This is a genomic window from Kitasatospora sp. NPDC058184, from assembly GCF_042883725.1.
Classification (GTDB): Bacteria; Actinomycetota; Actinomycetes; order Streptomycetales; family Streptomycetaceae; genus Kitasatospora.
This window is the reverse complement of the sequence record NZ_JBHVVE010000006.1, coordinates 166,102-182,007: the sequence shown is the minus strand read 5'-3', so window position 1 is coordinate 182,007 and position 15,906 is coordinate 166,102. Positions and strand designations below refer to the sequence as shown.

At 74.3% G+C, this 15,906-nt stretch carries 18 protein-coding genes; 16 read left to right on the top strand and 2 right to left on the bottom strand.

What is annotated here, in order from left to right; genetic code table 11:
• Window positions 1-2: 2 nt before the first annotated feature.
• The 7 genes from ACFVXH_RS13940 (at window position 3) to fabG (ending at window position 5,851) form a co-directional block, all read left to right on the top strand.
• Complete coding sequence (locus ACFVXH_RS13940; protein ID WP_049652156.1) at window positions 3-1,244, top strand: beta-ketoacyl synthase; 1,242 nt, start codon at window positions 3-5, stop codon at window positions 1,242-1,244.
• Complete coding sequence (locus ACFVXH_RS13935; RefSeq protein ID WP_387823103.1) at window positions 1,241-2,044, top strand: alpha/beta fold hydrolase; 804 nt, start codon at window positions 1,241-1,243, stop codon at window positions 2,042-2,044. Before ACFVXH_RS13940 ends, ACFVXH_RS13935 begins: the two co-directional genes overlap by 4 nt.
• Complete coding sequence (locus tag ACFVXH_RS13930; RefSeq protein WP_380742025.1) at window positions 2,041-3,006, top strand: hypothetical protein; 966 nt, start codon at window positions 2,041-2,043, stop codon at window positions 3,004-3,006. The genes ACFVXH_RS13935 and ACFVXH_RS13930 overlap by 4 nt, the downstream gene beginning before the upstream one ends.
• Window positions 3,003-4,124: a beta-ketoacyl synthase N-terminal-like domain-containing protein gene (locus ACFVXH_RS13925; protein WP_387823100.1), complete on the top strand. Its 1,122-nt coding sequence runs from the start codon at window positions 3,003-3,005 to the stop codon at window positions 4,122-4,124. The genes ACFVXH_RS13930 and ACFVXH_RS13925 overlap by 4 nt, the downstream gene beginning before the upstream one ends.
• 103 nt (window positions 4,125-4,227) lie before the next feature.
• The gene (locus ACFVXH_RS13920) at window positions 4,228-4,623 is read left to right on the top strand and encodes a hypothetical protein (protein WP_049655096.1); all 396 of its coding nucleotides are present in this window, start codon (window positions 4,228-4,230) and stop codon (window positions 4,621-4,623) included.
• Window positions 4,620-5,117: a 3-hydroxyacyl-ACP dehydratase FabZ family protein gene (locus ACFVXH_RS13915; protein ID WP_049655093.1), complete on the top strand. Its 498-nt coding sequence runs from the start codon at window positions 4,620-4,622 to the stop codon at window positions 5,115-5,117. Before ACFVXH_RS13920 ends, ACFVXH_RS13915 begins: the two co-directional genes overlap by 4 nt.
• On the top strand, window positions 5,117-5,851 hold the full coding sequence (gene fabG / locus ACFVXH_RS13910; protein ID WP_049655090.1) for a 3-oxoacyl-[acyl-carrier-protein] reductase: 735 nt from the start codon (window positions 5,117-5,119) through the stop codon (window positions 5,849-5,851). The genes ACFVXH_RS13915 and fabG overlap by 1 nt, the downstream gene beginning before the upstream one ends.
• 200 nt (window positions 5,852-6,051) lie before the next feature.
• Here fabG and ACFVXH_RS13905 read toward each other — a convergent pair whose 3' ends face one another.
• Complete coding sequence (locus ACFVXH_RS13905) at window positions 6,052-6,351, bottom strand: helix-turn-helix domain-containing protein (RefSeq protein WP_387823095.1); 300 nt, start codon at window positions 6,349-6,351, stop codon at window positions 6,052-6,054.
• 161 nt (window positions 6,352-6,512) lie between these two features.
• On the opposite strand from ACFVXH_RS13905, the gene ACFVXH_RS13900 reads away from it, so the two are divergent.
• The gene (locus tag ACFVXH_RS13900) at window positions 6,513-7,226 is read left to right on the top strand and encodes a 2-hydroxychromene-2-carboxylate isomerase (RefSeq protein ID WP_387823092.1); all 714 of its coding nucleotides are present in this window, start codon (window positions 6,513-6,515) and stop codon (window positions 7,224-7,226) included.
• A 72-nt stretch (window positions 7,227-7,298) separates the two neighbouring features.
• On the opposite strand, the gene ACFVXH_RS13895 is transcribed toward ACFVXH_RS13900, so the two are convergent.
• The gene (locus ACFVXH_RS13895) at window positions 7,299-8,027 is read right to left on the bottom strand and encodes an aspartate/glutamate racemase family protein (protein ID WP_053112228.1); all 729 of its coding nucleotides are present in this window, start codon (window positions 8,025-8,027) and stop codon (window positions 7,299-7,301) included.
• A gap of 187 nt (window positions 8,028-8,214) precedes the next feature.
• On the opposite strand from ACFVXH_RS13895, the gene ACFVXH_RS13890 reads away from it, so the two are divergent.
• From ACFVXH_RS13890 to ACFVXH_RS13855, 8 genes are all read left to right on the top strand, one after another.
• Complete coding sequence (locus tag ACFVXH_RS13890) at window positions 8,215-8,943, top strand: DUF4097 family beta strand repeat-containing protein (protein ID WP_049655082.1); 729 nt, start codon at window positions 8,215-8,217, stop codon at window positions 8,941-8,943.
• Window positions 8,944-9,054: 111 nt separating this feature from the next.
• Window positions 9,055-9,984 (top strand): 3-oxoacyl-[acyl-carrier-protein] synthase III C-terminal domain-containing protein, encoded by a 930-nt coding sequence (locus tag ACFVXH_RS13885; protein ID WP_049655080.1) that lies wholly within the window; start codon window positions 9,055-9,057, stop codon window positions 9,982-9,984.
• Window positions 9,984-11,375 (top strand): hypothetical protein, encoded by a 1,392-nt coding sequence (locus ACFVXH_RS13880; protein WP_387823087.1) that lies wholly within the window; start codon window positions 9,984-9,986, stop codon window positions 11,373-11,375. Before ACFVXH_RS13885 ends, ACFVXH_RS13880 begins: the two co-directional genes overlap by 1 nt.
• Window positions 11,372-12,658 carry a type III PLP-dependent enzyme gene (locus tag ACFVXH_RS13875; protein WP_387823084.1) on the top strand — a complete coding sequence of 429 codons (1,287 nt, stop codon included), beginning with the start codon at window positions 11,372-11,374 and terminating at the stop codon, window positions 12,656-12,658. Before ACFVXH_RS13880 ends, ACFVXH_RS13875 begins: the two co-directional genes overlap by 4 nt.
• Window positions 12,659-12,701: 43 nt before the next feature.
• Complete coding sequence (locus tag ACFVXH_RS13870; protein WP_049655074.1) at window positions 12,702-12,971, top strand: acyl carrier protein; 270 nt, start codon at window positions 12,702-12,704, stop codon at window positions 12,969-12,971.
• Between the two features lie 2 nt (window positions 12,972-12,973).
• On the top strand, window positions 12,974-13,879 hold the full coding sequence (locus ACFVXH_RS13865; protein WP_387823081.1) for a hypothetical protein: 906 nt from the start codon (window positions 12,974-12,976) through the stop codon (window positions 13,877-13,879).
• Complete coding sequence (locus tag ACFVXH_RS13860) at window positions 13,876-14,571, top strand: hypothetical protein (protein WP_387823078.1); 696 nt, start codon at window positions 13,876-13,878, stop codon at window positions 14,569-14,571. The genes ACFVXH_RS13865 and ACFVXH_RS13860 overlap by 4 nt, the downstream gene beginning before the upstream one ends.
• Window positions 14,568-15,722 (top strand): acyl-CoA dehydrogenase family protein, encoded by a 1,155-nt coding sequence (locus ACFVXH_RS13855; protein ID WP_387823075.1) that lies wholly within the window; start codon window positions 14,568-14,570, stop codon window positions 15,720-15,722. Before ACFVXH_RS13860 ends, ACFVXH_RS13855 begins: the two co-directional genes overlap by 4 nt.
• The last annotated feature ends 184 nt before the right edge of the window (window positions 15,723-15,906 follow it).

The following is a 15,906-nucleotide window of genomic DNA, read 5'->3' as shown; positions in this document are numbered from 1 at the left end:
CAATGGTGGGCAGCGGAGACCGGGAACCGCGCCGGGTCGTCATCACCGGGCTGGGCGCGGTCACCAGCATCGGCACCGGGGCGGCCGAGTTCCTCGGCGGGCTCCGCAGCGGCCGCAGCGGCGTCAAGCCGATCACGTCCTTCGACACCACGGGCTACGCCCACGCGAACGGCTGCGAGATCGACGACTTCGACCCGGCCCAGTGGATCGAGCACGGGGATCCCGAAGAGCTGGGCCGGGCCAGCCAGTTCTCCGTCGCGGCGGCGAGGATGGCGGTGGCCGACGCGGGCCTCGCCCTGGAGGAGCTCCGCGCCAGGCGCGTCCTGGTCTCGGTCGGCACCACCGACGGCGAGTCGCGCGACCTCGACGCCCTGACGGAGCACCAACTCCACCACGGACCCGAAGGGTTGCCCGCCGTGGTGGCCCGCCGGTCGGCGGCCGGCCTGCTGTCCAGCAGCGTGGTGCGCGAACTGGAGCTCACCGACGTGGAGGCCGTCACCATCGCGACCGCCTGCGCCGCGGGCAACTACGCCATCGGCTCCGGCTTCGACGCGATCCGCTCCGGCGAGGCGGACGTCGCCCTGTCCGGCGGCGCCGACGCGGTCTGCCGCAAGACCTTCACCGGCTTCTACCGGCTCGGCACCATCGCGCCGGAGCTGAGCCAGCCCTTCGACGTCGACCGCAAGGGCATCCTCACCGGCGAGGGCGCCGGCATCCTGCTGATGGAGAGCCTGGAGTCGGCGCTGGCCCGCGGCGCGGGGATCTACGCCGAGGTGCTCGGGTACGGGCTCAACTGCGACGCCCACCACCCGGTCGCGCCGGACCGCGACAGCCTCGCCGCCTGCATCGAACTGGCCCACCGCAACGCCGGGGTGAAGCCGGAGGACATCGACTTCATCTCCGCGCACGGTACCGGCACCAAAGCCAACGACGTGACGGAGGCGGGCGCGATCCGGCAGGTGTTCGCCACCCCGCCGCCGACCGTCTCCATCAAGTCCATGCTCGGCCACACCATGGGCGCGGCCAGCGCCCTCGCCTCCGCCGCCTGCGCGCTGGCGATCAAGGAGGGCTTCATCCCCCCGACGATCAACCACCGGCAGACCGACCCGGAGTGCGGCCTGGACCCCGTCCCCAACCGGGCCCGCCCCGCCGAGGTGCGCATCGTGCAGAACAACGCGCTGGCCTTCGCCGGCAACAACGCGGTGCTCATCCTCGGCGCGTACCGAGCGCACCCGGACGCATGAGCGCGCCCACCCCCCGGCTGCGCAGGGCCGCCGAGAGCCCCGACCCGGTCCGGGTGCTGCTGCTGCACGGCCTGGGCGGCAAACCCTCGGTGTGGAGCCCGCTGGTCCGGCGGGCCGGGGCCGCCTTCGAGCTGTGGGACGTCGAACTGCCCTGGCGCGCCCAGTCCGAGGGCGACGGCTGGGGCGCCCGGCCCGACCCCGGCCGGTTCCTGGTCGAGCTGCTGGACGAGCGCTTCGACGCCGTCGTGGCCCACTCGTACGCGGCGAACCTGGTCGTCGAGGCGACCGCGGCCGGCCGCACCGCGCCCCGGCCGACCGTGCTGATCAGCCCCTTCTACCGGCCCAGCCCCAAGGACTTCGACTGGTCGGTGATCTCGTACTACCTCAACGACTTCCACCGCGTCTTCGAGGAGGCGCTGGAGGTCGGCGAGACCGCGCGGTTCGCCCGGTCCCACCGCGACTGGATGGCGCGCCAACTGCGCGACCAGGTCGGGCCGTACGGCTGGATGCGGTTCTTCGAGGCCTACCTGCGCTCCCCCACGCTCGACCTCGGCGCCGTCGGCTCGCCGCTGCTCGTGCTGTCCGGGCAGCGGGACACCGCCGCCCGGCCCGAGGACGGCCGGGCCCTCGCGGCCCGGGTGCCCGGGGCGCGGTACGAACTGCTGCCGGACTGTCGGCACTTCCCGATGGTCGAGCGGCCCGACCTGGTCACCCGGCTGGTGTGCGAGTTCCTGCGCGCCGCCGTGCCCGGGGCGCCGCACGCCGACGCCACCACCCTCTCACCCCAGGAGTTGCCATGACCAGCAGTGCCCCCGCCGCCGACCCGACCACGCGGGTGCGGCTGCGCCCCCGCTACGAGGGCTCGAACATCTGCACCTGGATCGGCTTCAAGCACGTCAACTACCTGGTCGAGGAGGCGGTCTACGACCACGCCCGGCAGCACGGGTTCCCGCCCGGGGAGCTCTTCGAGCGGTACGGCCTGGGCGTCGACCTCACCGATCTCGACACCAAGATCCTCACCGCGCTGCACATCGACGACGTGGTGACGGCCACCGTGCGCCGGCTGCCCGCCCAGGACGGCGGCGGGCTGCGCCTGGGCGTGGAGCTGACCGTGGAGCGCTCCGGCGAGACCGTGAAGGCCGTCGCCGCCAAGGCCACCGTCCACCTCCGCTCCGACCCGCGCGGCCACGCCGTCGCCGAACCGCCCGCCGAGCTCGTCGGGCTCACCGTCGACCGGCTGGGCGCGGGCGCGGCGCCCGTCCCGCTGGAGCCCGGCACCGACCCGCTCGAGCAGCTGACGGCGGGCCGCAACGCCTTCGGCTGGGCGTGGCGGATGCCGTACTTCTACTGCCACTTCACCGAGCGGGTCCAGATGTCCGGGTACCTGCGGCAGATGGAGGAGGTCGTCGACCTCTTCCTGGCGGACCGCGGCGTCTCCATCAAGACCCTGCTGGACGAGCAGGACTGGATCCCGGTCGTCCCGCACTCCCGGATCACCCTCCTCGACGAGGCGCTGATGGAGGAGACGCTCTACACCGTCTACACCGTCGAGAGCGTCTTCAAGCGGCTGACCTACACCGCGCGGATGGACGCCTACGTGCTGCGCGACGGCGTCCTGGTGCCGACCGCCACCGGCCGGATCACCCACGGCTGGGCGGTGATCGAGAACCGCCGCGACTGGAGCCTCGTCGACTTCGACGACCGGCTGACCGACGCCCTGACCGGCAAGGCGGGCAAGGCCCTCGGCCGGGGCCGGGCATGACGGCGACCGACAGCCGGGCCCGGGCCCGGCCGGCCGGCCCGGACCGGGCGGTGCCCGAGCCGGTGTTCTCCGCCTGGTCGGCGGTCTCGCCCTTCGGGGTCGGCGCGCAGGCCTTCGGCGCGGGGCTGCGCGCGGGCACCGGCGCCGTCGCCGCACTGGACCGCACCGCGTACCCCGGCCCCTACGAACAGGCCGCCCTGGTACCGGACTTCAGCGCCGCCGCGGCCCTCGGCCGCAAGGGCACCAGGACCATGGACCGGGTCACCGCGCTCGCCGTGCACACCTTCGGCACCCTGCTCGACGGCTGCGGGCCCGGCCTGCTGGACCGCCCCGAACGGGTCGGCCTGGTCCTGGGCACCGGCTCGGGCAGCGTGCAGAGCATCATGGACTTCACCAAGGACTCGCTCACCGGCGACCGCCCCTACCTGGTCGACCCGGCCAGGTTCCCGAACACCGTGATGAACCGGGCCGCGGGCCAGTGCGCGATCTGGCACGGCATCAAGGGCCCCAACAGCACCATCGCGGGCGGCTGGTCGGCCGGCCTGCTCGCCCTCGGCTACGCCGCCCGGCTGTACCGCGGCGGGCACTGCGACCGGGTGCTGTGCGGCGCCGCCGAGGAGTACTCGGTCCAGCGCGCCTGGCTGGAGTGGCACAGCGCGGGCGAGGACGGCCGGACCCCGCTCGGCGAGGGCGGCGTCGCCTGGCTGCTGGAGTCCGCCGAGCAGGCGCGCGCGGCGCACCGCCCGGTCCTGGCACGGCTGCTCGGCACCCGCTTCCGCGCCTACCACCGGCCCGAGCAGGCCGCCGGGGCGCTGACCGACTGCGTGCGCGCGGCGCTCGCCGAGGCCGGCGCGGACGGCCGGGACGTACGCCTGGCGGCCCCGCTCGGCGGACCGGACGAGGAGGCGGCGGTGCGCGCGGCCCTGCCCGCCGGGGCGGAGCCGCAGTGGCTCCGCTGCCGGCCGCTGCTCGGCGACGCCTCGGCGGCCGCGACCGGCCTCCAGCTGGCGGCGGTGCTGGCCGCGGCCGGCGAGGGACGGCTGCCCGAGGGCGGGCTGGCACTGGTGACCTGCGTCGACCGGGACGGCACGGTCGGCTGCGCGCTCCTGGGCGGCTGACCGCGGCGGCCCGGACACGGCGGGGCCCGGTCGCGGCAGGCCCGGCCCCGGCGGGGCCCGGTCGGCAGGCCCGGACGGCCCCGACACAGAGGAGGGACAGACCATGATGCTCACAGCGTTGACCGTGGCGGAGCCGGACGGCCGCCCGGAACCCCCCGGCGCGGCCGGCGAACCGGTGGCGCGGCACGTCCGGGGCACCGTCGTGCTGACCGCGGCCGAACCGTTCCTGCGCGGGCACTACCCCGGACTGCCGGTGGTCCCCGGCTTCGGCCTGGTGCAGTACGTCCACGAGCTGGCGGCCGCGGCCGCCGTCCCCGGCCCCGGCCGGGCCGAGCTCACCCGGGCGCGCTTCCTGAGCCCGGTGCGGCCCGGCGACGAGATCGCCGTCGACGCCCGGATCCAGCGCGACCACGACGGGGTCCGGGTCTGCGCCCAGGTCCACGCCGACGACCGACTCGCCGCCGAGATCACCCTGTTCTACCCCCGGGAGGCCCTGTGAAGGACATCGCCGCCATCACCTCGGTCGTCCCGCACCGCCACCCCGCGCTGCTGGTCGACCGGATCGCCGAGATCGAACCGGGCCGCCGGCTCGTCGCGTACAAGGCGGTCACCCTCGCCGAGCCCGCCTACCGGGACGTGCCCGAGGACGCCGCCAACGAGGAGTACGACTACCCGCTCGGCCAGCTGCTGGAGTCCTGGGCGCAGTGCGCGGTGCTGCTGTCCTGTTGGGAGCGGCCGAACGCCAACGTGCTGGACGGGCAGGTCGTGCTGCTGGCCCGGACCCGGGACGTCCGGGTGCTCGGCCCGGTCCGCCCCGGCTCGGTCGTGGTGCACGAGGTCACCATGGTCCGCGCCCTGGGCGACTCCTTCATCACCTCCGGCCGCAGCACCGTGGACGGCCACCCGGTGCTGGAGGTCGGCCAGTTGACGCTGGCGCTGCGCCCGGCGGAACTCCTCCGGGCCCCTGGAAGCACGACCGACGGGAGGTCCTGATGTCCGCACGACGGGTCGCCCTGGTGACCGGAGGGTCCCGGGGCATCGGACGCAGCGTGGTGGCCCGGCTCGCCGCCGACGGCTACGACGTGGCGTTCTGCTACCAGTCCCGGGAGGAGGCCGCGGCGGAGACCGCGAAGGAGGCCGAGGCGGCCGGCGCCCGGGTGCTGGCCCGGCGGGTCGACGTGGCCGACCGCGCCCAGGCCGAGGCCTTCGTCAAGGCCGCCGAGCAGGAGCTGGGGCCGCTCCACGCGGTCGTCTCCTCGGCCGGCATCGTCCGGGACAACCCGCTGGTGCTGCTCACCGAGCAGGCCTGGCAGGACGTCATGCGGGTCAACCTGGACGGCACGTACCACGTCTGCCGGGCGGCGGTGTTCGCGATGATGAAGCGCCGCGCCGGCGCCCTGGTGACGATGTCCTCGGTGGCCGGCGTGTACGGCAACGCCACCCAGACCAACTACTCGGCGTCCAAGGCCGGGATCATCGGGTTCTCCAAGGCACTGGCCAAGGAGGTCGCGCCGCGCGGCATCCGGGTCAACTCCGTGGCGCCCGGCTTCATCGAGACCGACATGACCTCCGCCCTCGCCGAGGGCGCCGACCTCACCGGACGCATTCCGCTGGGCCGCCTCGGCCGCCCCGAGGAGGTCGCCGACCTGGTCTCCTTCCTGCTCTCCGACCGCGCCTCGTACATCACCGGGCAGGTCTTCGGCGTCGACGGCGGGCTCGTGCTTTGACATCCTCCCCACCCTAATGAATGGGGATTCCTCCCACGCCTGCGGCACGGTTGCCCGTGGGTCGCAAGTCGCCGAGGTGGGTTCCCCGTTCGACGGGCCGTGCCCGGCGTGGGATTGCCACGCCGGGACTGACCGGCCCTCCAGGGGCGTTTAGCCTGTCCGCCTACCCGGCGGCCAGGATGTTCCGAGCAGCATTGAGGTCACGACCATGCAGCACGCGGTGTCCGCACCGCGACGGCCGCATCCAGGTCCCTCAGCGATTGGATCAACGGGTCCACCCCGACCGAAGCAAGCCAAGCGCGCTCCGGTGTCCCCTTCGCCGCCGTGATGACCTGCTTCTGCAGGTCCGAGCTCCTGGGGTACGGAAAGCCGCTCTTGCGGGCGTCCTTCCGTGCCGCCAAGGCGTCGTTGTACACAACCCGCGCACACCCGAACGTACGGGCCAGAGCCTCGCGCTGACCAACCGTCGGATAGATGCGATAGGAGTACCGAAGATGCACACGATCAACCTATCGAGGACCACTGACAACGACCTCCGCCCGAACCCGCGCAGCTCGCTCCGTCGTATCGCGGCTCCAAACCAAGGAGCGTCCCCCACTCCCTGGGCGGATGGACCCCTGTCTCCCCGGCTCGAAAGCCGGGGCCTTGTGGGAGACCCGAGGTGAGCGGGCCCGGCAGGGCTCCGCGGTTCTACTTCTCGCTGCGCAGCCCGTACTCCTGGCTCGCCTACCGCGAGCTGCTGGAGCGGCACCCGGACGTCGCCGGGGCGGTGGAGTGGCGGCCCTTCTTCGAGCCGGACGACACCAGCGAGCGGCTGCTGGCCGAGCTCGGCGGCTCGTTCCCGTACACCGCGATGTCCCGCGCCAAGCACCTGTACGTCCTCCAGGACGTGCGGCGCCTCACCGCCGCGCGGGGGATCGCGTTCCGCTGGCCGGTGGACCGCGACCCGGTGTGGGAGGTCCCCCACCTGGCCTATCTGCGGGCCCTGCGCGGGGGTCTCGGCCCGCAGTTCGTCGCGGCCGCCTACCGGGCCCGCTGGGAGCAGGGCCGGGACATCTGCGACCGGACCGTCATCGCCGGGATCGGGGCCGAACTGGGCCTCGACCCGGCGGAGTTGGCGGGTGCGAGCGACGACCCGGAGCTGCGCCGGCAGGGGGCCCTGCTACTCAAGGACATCTGCGACGACGGGGTGTTCGGCGTCCCGTTCTTCGTCCAGGGCTTCAACCGCTTCTGGGGGCTGGACCGGCTGCCGGACTTCGTCGCCCACCTGCGGGCCCGGGCCGGCGGCGACGGGGCGCTGCCGCCGCCGGCCGCCCCGGCGGTCGGGCTCGGCGCCCGGGCCGTCGACGACGGCCACGCGGGCGGCTGCGGCTGACCGGCCCGCACGCTTACGGCACGGCCCCGGCGGAGGAACGCCGGGGCCGTGCCGTACGCGTACGCGCGCGCCTCAGGACCGCACCGGGACGCTCCGGTACAGCTCGGCGATGCAGGCCCGGGAGAGCGCGGCCAGGCTGGAGACCATCAGCTCCGGCGGCAGGCCCGCGCTCCGGTAGGCGAGCGGGAGTTCGGTGCAGGCCGCCACCACCGGCAGCCGCCGGCGCCGCCAGAGCCGTCCGACGGCCTCCCGGAAGGCGGCGCCGGCCTCCTCGGCCCGTCCGGCCTTCACCCGTTCGGCGGCCCCGTGGACCGCCTCCTGCGTCCCGCCGTCGGGCACCAGCAGCCGGTAGCCCCGGGCCGCGGCCCGCCGCTGGTAGAGGCCGCTGCGCACGGTCCCGGTGGTCGCCGTGAGCCAGCCGCCGTCCGGGCTCAGCCGGACGGCCTCGTCCAGGGTGGCGTCGACGATGTCGACCACCGGGACGGGCGAGGTGGCGGCGAAGCCGTCCAGGAAGACGTGCGCCGTGTTGCAGGGGACGGCCAGCAGGTCCGCGCCCCAGCCGGCCAGCGTGCGCAGGCACTCCCGCACCCGCCGCCCGGGCTCGTCGTCGCCGCCGAGGATCGCGGCGGTGCGGTCCGGGATGCCCGGCTCGGACAGCAGCAGCAACCGGGGGTGCTGCTGGTCCCGGGAGGCCGGCGCGTCGGCCGCGAGCAGCCGCAGGAACTCCGCGGTCGCCGCCGGGCCCATGCCGCCCAGTACGCCCAGGGTCCGCTCGGGAGCCCGTGCCGTCAGCGCTGTCATGCCTCGACTCTGGACGGCTGCGCTGACCCGGAACTGACATTCGCCTGACATCCACCGTTTGGGGGAACTCCCCCTCAGGAGACGGGGGTTAGCCCCATGGTCCCCGGCTTTCCCAGCGGGATAGCTTCGTGGGGTCCGCCCCGCGACGGGGCCTGTCCAGGAACGTCCTTCAGATCTGGGGAATGACATGCGCCAGCAGTCCGGCCGTCTCGCGTCCTTCGTCGTCCTCGCGGCCGCCGTGGGCGGTCTCAGCGCGTGCGGGTTGGCTCCCGACAACAACTTCGACGACGACGCCACGGTGAGCGACAAGATCACCGCCGTACGGCTCGACACCACCTCCGGCGGCGTGACCCTGCGCGGCAAGGACGGCCTCGACAAGGTCTCCGTGCACCGGTCGGTCAGCTACAAGAACGACAAGCCCGGGGTGACGAGCCGGGTCGAGAACGGCGTCCTGGTGCTGGGCGGCTGCGGCCAGTACTGCTCGGTCACCTACACCGTCGAGGTCCCCCCGGGCCTGCCGGTCAGCGGCCAGACCAACTCCGGCTCGGTCAACCTGACCCAGGTGGGCAACGTGCAGGTGTCCACCCACTCCGGGGCGGTCAGCCTGGACGGGGTGAACGGCACCACGGAGGTGAAGACCACCAACGGCGCCATCACCGGCCGCGGGCTGAACGGCAGCCGCATCCAGACCGAGACCCACAACGGGGCGATCGACCTCGTCTCGACCAAGCCGCAGGACGTCTCCGCGTCGACGTCCAACGGCGCCATCACCCTGGTCGTGCCGAGCGCCACGTACAAGGTGTCCGCGAAGACCGGCAACGGCCACAAGGACATCGGGGTCTCCGACGACCCGTCCGGCCGCTACCAGCTCGACCTGAGCACCAGCAACGGGCGCATCCAGGTCAAGCAGGCCTGACAACCCGCGCAACGGGCTGCCGTCCGGCGATCAGCCGGGCGTCAGCAGCCTGTCAGCGTTCCCGGCGAATCTGGTGGGGCTCCGATCCTTGTCGCGAGGAGGCCCCGTCGCATGACGTCGATAGAAGCGGTATCGAGCTACCTGCCACCGACGGTCTCGGTCGAACAGCTGCGGGAGCCGCTGGGGCTGACCGACCAGCAGGTGCGCCGGTTCACCAGGCTGTACGGCCTCGACCGGATCTGCCAGGCGCCCGACCAGTCCGAGGCGGAACTGCTGGCCACCGCGGCGGGCAAGCTCGACGCCCTCGCCGGGCAGGAGGACCGGATCCGGTACGTGGTGCGCGCCAAGGGGCTGCGCACCACCGCACCGTACCCGGTCAGCCCGCTGCGGACGGTCTGCGAGTCGCTGGGGCTGCGCCGGGCGAAGGTCTTCTCGGTGGCCGACCACGGCTGCGCGACCGGACTGCTCGCGGTGGACGCGGCCGGCACCCTGCTGGCGGCGGACGGCGACCCGGACGCGCTCGCGCTGGTGCTGGCCGGGGACAAGACGCTCACCCCGTTCTCCCAGTGGGTCGAGGACGTCTCGATCATGGGCGAGGGCGTCACCGCCGTGCTGGTGGGCGCCGGCGGCGACCGCAACCGGGTGCTCGGCTACCACGCCCGCATCCACGGCCGCGAGGACGGCGTCATCGACCTCGACGCCGAGGGCGCCCGCGAGGCCAAGCGGATCTACCAGGACGCGATGGCCGAGGTCATCGACGGCGCCCTGGCCGCGGCCGGCCTGGCCGTCGGCGACCTCGACCTGGTGCTGCCGCACAACGTCAACCGGGTCTCCTGGACGGTCGCCGCCAACGCGCTCGGCATCGACCGGGACCGCATCTTCCTGGAGAACATCGGCCGGACCGGCCACTGCTTCTGCGCCGACCCCTTCATCAACTACCAGTCGGCGCTCGAACTCGGCCTGCTGCGGCCCGGGGACACCTACCTGATGACCTCCGCGGGGCTCGGCCAGTCCTTCGCCGCGATGGTCGTGAGGCACTGATGGGCGCCCGCGACGGGGGCCGGACCCCCGATGCCGCCGACCGGCTGGCCCTCGCCCTGACCGGCTCCCCCGACGCCCGGCTGCTCTTCCTGGGCAACTTCGAGGTGGAGCAGCAGTGGGCGCTCGGCGAGCACACCCTGCCCCGGCTCTCCGCCGCCACCTCCAGCGCCGTGGTCAACCGGATGGACGAGTTCGCGCTGCTGCTGGCCGGCGGCCGGGACCACGTGGTGCTCAAGACCCGGCCGGACGGCGACTACCTCGGCTACCTGGCCGGGCTCGGCCTGGACCTGCCGCACGTCCACGTCCCCGCCGCCCAGGACCCGCAGCGCACCGTCACCGAGGACGCCCTGGCCGACCCGGCCCTGCTCGCCGAACTGGCGGGCCTGGCCGCCGACGGCTGCCGGATCGCCGCCCACGGCGTGTCCGAGCCGGAGGAGCGCCTCGCCGCGGCCACCGGGCTGCGCCTGGCCGGGCCGGACGCGGCCACCTGCAAGGCCGTCAACAGCAAGGTCTACAGCCGCCGGATCGCCGACGAGCTCGGCCTGCGCCAGCCCCGGGGCTGGGCCTGCGAGACGCTCGCCGAACTCGCCGACGCCTTCGCGGCGGTGGACGCCGAGCTCGGCGACGGCCGGGCCGTGGTGAAGGAGGCGTTCGGCGTCTCCGGCAAGGGCATCGCCCGGCTGACCAGCCGGCGCCGCGGCGAGCGGATCCTCGGGCTGATCGCCAAGCAGGTCGAGGCCTCCGGGCGGCCGCGGATCGCCATGGTGGTCGAGGAGTGGGTCGCCAAGAGCACCGACCTCAACTACCAGTTCACGGTGGGCCTGGACGGCTCGGTGGCGTTCGACTTCGTCAAGGAGCAGCTCACCGAGGACGGCGTCCACAAGGGCCACCGGATGCCCGCCCGGCTCGGCGCCGACCAGGTCGACGAGCTGCGCACCGCCGCGGACCTGCTCGGCAAGCGGCTGGCCTCGGACGGCTTCCACGGCGTGGTGGGCGTGGACGCCATGGTGGACCCGGACGGCGGGATCTACCCGGTCGTGGAGATCAACGCCCGCAACAACATGTCCACCTACCAGGTCCGTCTGCAGGAACGGTTCGTCAAGCCGGAACAGGTCGCCGTCGCCCGCCACTACCCGCTGCGGCTGACCGAACCGCTGGCCTTCGACGAGCTGCGCCGGCTGCTCGACGGCCTGCTGCTCGACCCGGCCGGCGGCACCGGCCTGCTGGTGAACAACTTCGCCACCGTCAACGCGGCGTTCACCGGCGGCGACGCCCCGGTCGACGGCCGGCTGTACGGGATCGTCCTCGCGGACTCGGCGGAGGAACTGACCACCATCGACGCGGAGATCGCCGACCGGCTCGACCGGCGGGAGAGAGGGGACCGGCCATGAGCGACGTCTTCGAGATCCAGGGCACACCCGTCACCGAGATCGCCCAGCGGTACGGCACCCCGCTCTTCCTCTACGACGGGGACGCCCTGACCGGGCGGATGCGCGACCTGCGCGAGCACCTGGACCCCAGGCTCCAGGTGTTCTTCTCCCTCAAGTCCAACCCCAACCTCGCCATCTGCGCCCTGCTCCACGCCCACGGCGCCCGCGCCGAGGTCTCCTCGCTCACCGAGCTGCGCACCGCCCGGCAGGCCGGGGTGGCCGGCCGGGACATCCTCTTCCTCGGGCCGGGCAAGAGCCGGGAGGAACTGCTCGCCTGCCTGGACGAGGAGATCGCGGCGATCGTCTGCGAGTCCCTCCAGGAACTCGCGCTGATCGACGAACTCGCCTGCGAGCGCGGCACGGTGGCGCCGGTCGCGCTGCGGGTCAACCCGAGCTTCTCGGTCAAGGGCTCCGGCCTCACCATGGGCGGCAAGCCCCGCCAGTTCGGCATGGACGAGGCCCAACTCCTGGCCGACCCGGGGCTGGTGGCACGCCACCCGGCGGTGCGGGTGATGGGCGTCCAGGTCTACATGGGCACGCGCATCCTGGTCGAGGACACCATCGTCGAGAACACCGAGCGGATCTTCGACCTGGCCGAACGCCTCAGCGCCGCCCTGGACTTCGAGCTGGAGCTGGTGGACGTCGGCGGCGGGCTCGGCGTCGCCTACTTCGACGGCGAACGGGACCTCGACCTGCCGAAGCTCGCCGCCGGGATCAACCCGCTGGTCGCCGCGTTCGCCGAACGCCACCCCGGCACCCGGCTGGTGATGGAGCTCGGCCGCTACCTCACCGCGCTGGCCGGCACCTACGTCACCCGGATCCGGTACGTGAAGGAGTCGCTGGGCGAGCGCTTCGCGGTCGCCGACGGCGGCACCCACCACCACATGGCGGCGGTCGGCATCGGCTCCTTCGTCAAGCGCAACTTCCCGATGCTGCTGCTCAACCGGCTCGACGAGCCCGCCACCGAGGTCTGGAACGTCACCGGCCCGCTCTGCACGCCCAACGACACGCTGGCCAAGAAGGCCGAGCTGCCGCCGGTACGGCCGGGCGACCTGCTCGGCGTGCTGCGCTCCGGCGCGTACGGGCCGACCGCCTCCCCCGTGCACTTCCTCAGCCACGGCTACCCGGCCGAGGTGCTGGTGCTCGACGGCGAGGCGCACCTGGTCCGCGAGCCCGACCGCCCGGAGGACCTGCTGCGCCACCAGCGCCCGATCGCCCCCGAACTCCTCGGCCGCTCCAGCTAGTTGTCGCACGTCCCACCCCCAACCCCCGGAAGGAGTGCCGACCATGACCGGAGCCACCGGCACGGACCGCGCGCGGATCGTCACCGAGATCTCCGCCGCCCTCGGCGAGGTGCTCGACTACGACCTGCCCGAACTCACCGAGGAGTCCCGGCTCTTCGACGAGCTCGGCCTCGACTCCACCGGCGTCTTCGAGCTGCTGATGCGGCTGGAGGAGTCGCTGGACGTCGAGTTCGACACCGACTCGCTGGAGATGGCCCACTTCGCGAGCGTCCGCTCGCTGGCCGACTTCGTGGCCACGGAACTGGGCGGCTGAGCATGCCGGTCCGGACCGTACCGACGAAGGGCCCCTGGGAGGCGCCCGCCGTCTTCCCGCTCGGGCTCGCCGCGATCACCCACCGGAGGTTCCCACCGGGCCGGGCACGGATCGACGACGCCTTCTCGCTGCGCCACTTCGCCGACCTGACGGCCGCCTACGGCGTCGACCACCGGCCGGAGCTGGTCCGGGAGGCGGCCGGGAACACCTTCGCCGACATGGCCGGGGAGCTGCTCGCCGCGCTCGACCCGCGAGACCCGCGAGACGCGCGTGAGCCCGGAGTCGCGCAGGCGCCGCCGATCGACCTGGCCGTGGTCGCCCACGCCACCCCGGACCTGGACTGCCGGCTCGCCGCCGTCACCAGCCTCTCCGAGCGCGTCCTCGGCGGGCCGCTCTCCTTCGCCGTCTCCGAGTGCGGCTCCAACGCCCCCTTCGCCGCGCTGCGCCTGGCCGACGCCTACGCCCGGCGGCACGACCTGCGCAGCGTCGCGGTGTTCGTGCTCGACCAGGCCACCTTCCCGTACGAGACCGGACGGGACCTCGCCGGGGACGCCGGCCTGGCGCTGCTGCTGACCGACACCGGCTCCCTCGGCCGGCTCACCCTGTGGCAGCGCACCGGCACCGGACCGGACGACGTGCCGGCCGCCGTCCGCACCGCCCTGGCCGAACTGGACGCCACCGGCTGCCCGTTGGTCCTCGGCGCCGCCCTCGACCCGGCGCGCGACCTGCCCGGCCACCCCGGCCGGATCGTACGCACCCCGCCGGGCCGCCCGGCCTCCGGCACCCTCACCGCCCTCGCCGCCGACCCCGCCTGGTCGGCCGGGAGGGAGGAGCGGATCGCCGTCGTCGACCACGAGCCCGACACCGGCGACCTGGCCGTCTGCCTGATCGAACGGGGCGGGCGGTGACCACCGTGACGCACCGGGACACGGACCTGTGGCCCCGCTGCCAGGACGCCGCCCGGCAGCGGGGCCTCGCCCCGGCGCTGCGGCTGCTCGCCTCCGCCCTGACGCCCGGCCTGCTGCCCTGCGGGCCGGGCGGGCACACCGTGGCCGACGCCCGGACCTTCGCCGAGGCCGGCGGGCTCTGGGTGGCCGGCGCCACCCGGCCGCGCCGCCCCGCCGACGAGGCCGTGCTGTCGCGCACCGCGCTGCCCGGCGGCGAGGTGGTCGCCGCCACCGTCACGACCGCGCCGCCGGCCCGGCGCGGCGCGGCCGAGCGGGAGGCCGGCGCCGCCTTCGTCCTGGGCCTGGCCTGGGTGCGGCTCGGCCTGTCGGAGTCGCTGCGCTCGGCCTGCCTGGGCTACCTGGGCCGGCGCCGCAGCGGCGACTCGTACCTGTTGCAGCAGCAGCTGGTGAAGGGCACCGTCGCCGAGGCGGTGGCCGACCACCTGGAGGTCCGGGCGGTGCTGTCCGGCGCCGGGCCGGGCGACCTGCCCGCCGCGGTGCTGGCGGACGTCCACGCCCGGATCACCGCGGCCGACCGGGAGCAGGTCCGGCTGCTGGGCGCCAGCGGCTACCTGCGGGACGGCCCCGGGATGCCCTGCTACCTGTCGGAGCTGCTGGCGGAGGTCCACGTGACCGGGGAGGAACCGCGATGACCGGGCCGGACGGGCACCTGGCCGCGCTGCGCGCCAGGGCCCGCGAGTGGGGCGCCGGGCTGCGCCCGCTCGCGCTGGAGATCGACCGCGACCCGGAGGCGATCCGGCAGCACCTGGACCTCCCGGCCGTGCGCTACCTGGCGACGATGGGCATCCCGACCGCGTACGGGAACGAGCCGGAGAAGATCGACGGGCAGCGCCACTGCGGCGACTCGGCACTGGAACGCGCCGTCGTCATGGAGGAGCTCGCCCGCGCCGACGTCGGCGCGATGGTCGCCTCGCCGGGCCCGTTCCTGGCCGGCGTCGCGGTCGGCCTGTGCGCCGACGAGCGGCAGAAGGAGTGGTTCTACGGCCGGATGCTGCGCGAACCCCTGTGGACCTGCTTCGCGCTGACCGAACCGGACCGCGGCTCGGACGCGACGGCCCTGACCACCGCGCTGACCCCCGCCCCGGGCGGGGCGCTGCTCAGCGGCGAGAAGCGCTACGTGGGCAACGCCTCGCGGGCCCGGCTCGCGGTGGTCTTCGCCCGCACCCGGCCCGGCCCGCTCGGCATCACCGCCGTCCTGGTCGACACCGACACCCCCGGGTTCCACGCCGAGCCGCTGGACATGCTGGGGCTGCGCGGCGCGCGGATCAGCGCGGTCCGGCTGGAGTCGGTGGCCGTCCCCGAGGAACACGTCCTCGGCCGCCACCTCCCGGCCAGCCGGCGCGGGGTCTGGTCCTTCGTCCAGATCTTCAACCAGCTGCGCCCGGGCGTCGCGGCGATCGCGGTCGGGATCGCCCGCGCCGCCCACGACTACGTGACCGCGCACCGCGGCCCGCTGCGCACCGCCGAGCAGGAGCGGCTGGACGCGATCGGCCGCCGGATCGACGCCGTCCACCGCCTGGTGCTGGACGCCGCCGCGACGGTCGACGCCCGGCCGGCCGACGGCCACCTCGCCTCGGCCGCCAAACTGCGCGCCGCCCGGCTCGCCGAGGACGTGACGCTGGCGGCCTGCGGCTTCTTCGGGCCCGGGGCCCGGCTGGCGCACCCGCTGCTGGACAAGCTCGCGCGCGACGCCCGGGCGATGGAGTTCCTCGAGGGCGCCGCCAACATCCACCGGCTGAACCTCTTCCAGGGACTGCTCACCGGCAAGGTCGGGCGCGCCTAGCAGCGCCTCCCGGGGCCGCCCCGGCAGGCGCCCCCGGCGGCGCCCCGGGGCCCGTCCCGGGCCTCTGACCAGGGCCTTCGCCCCATCAGTTGCGAATCAGTGCGACGTCAGTGTGTTCGGAAACCATGGGGCCATCGCTTCGGACCGATTGGGCACCCGCTACCACGGAACGACCGGGTGGGAG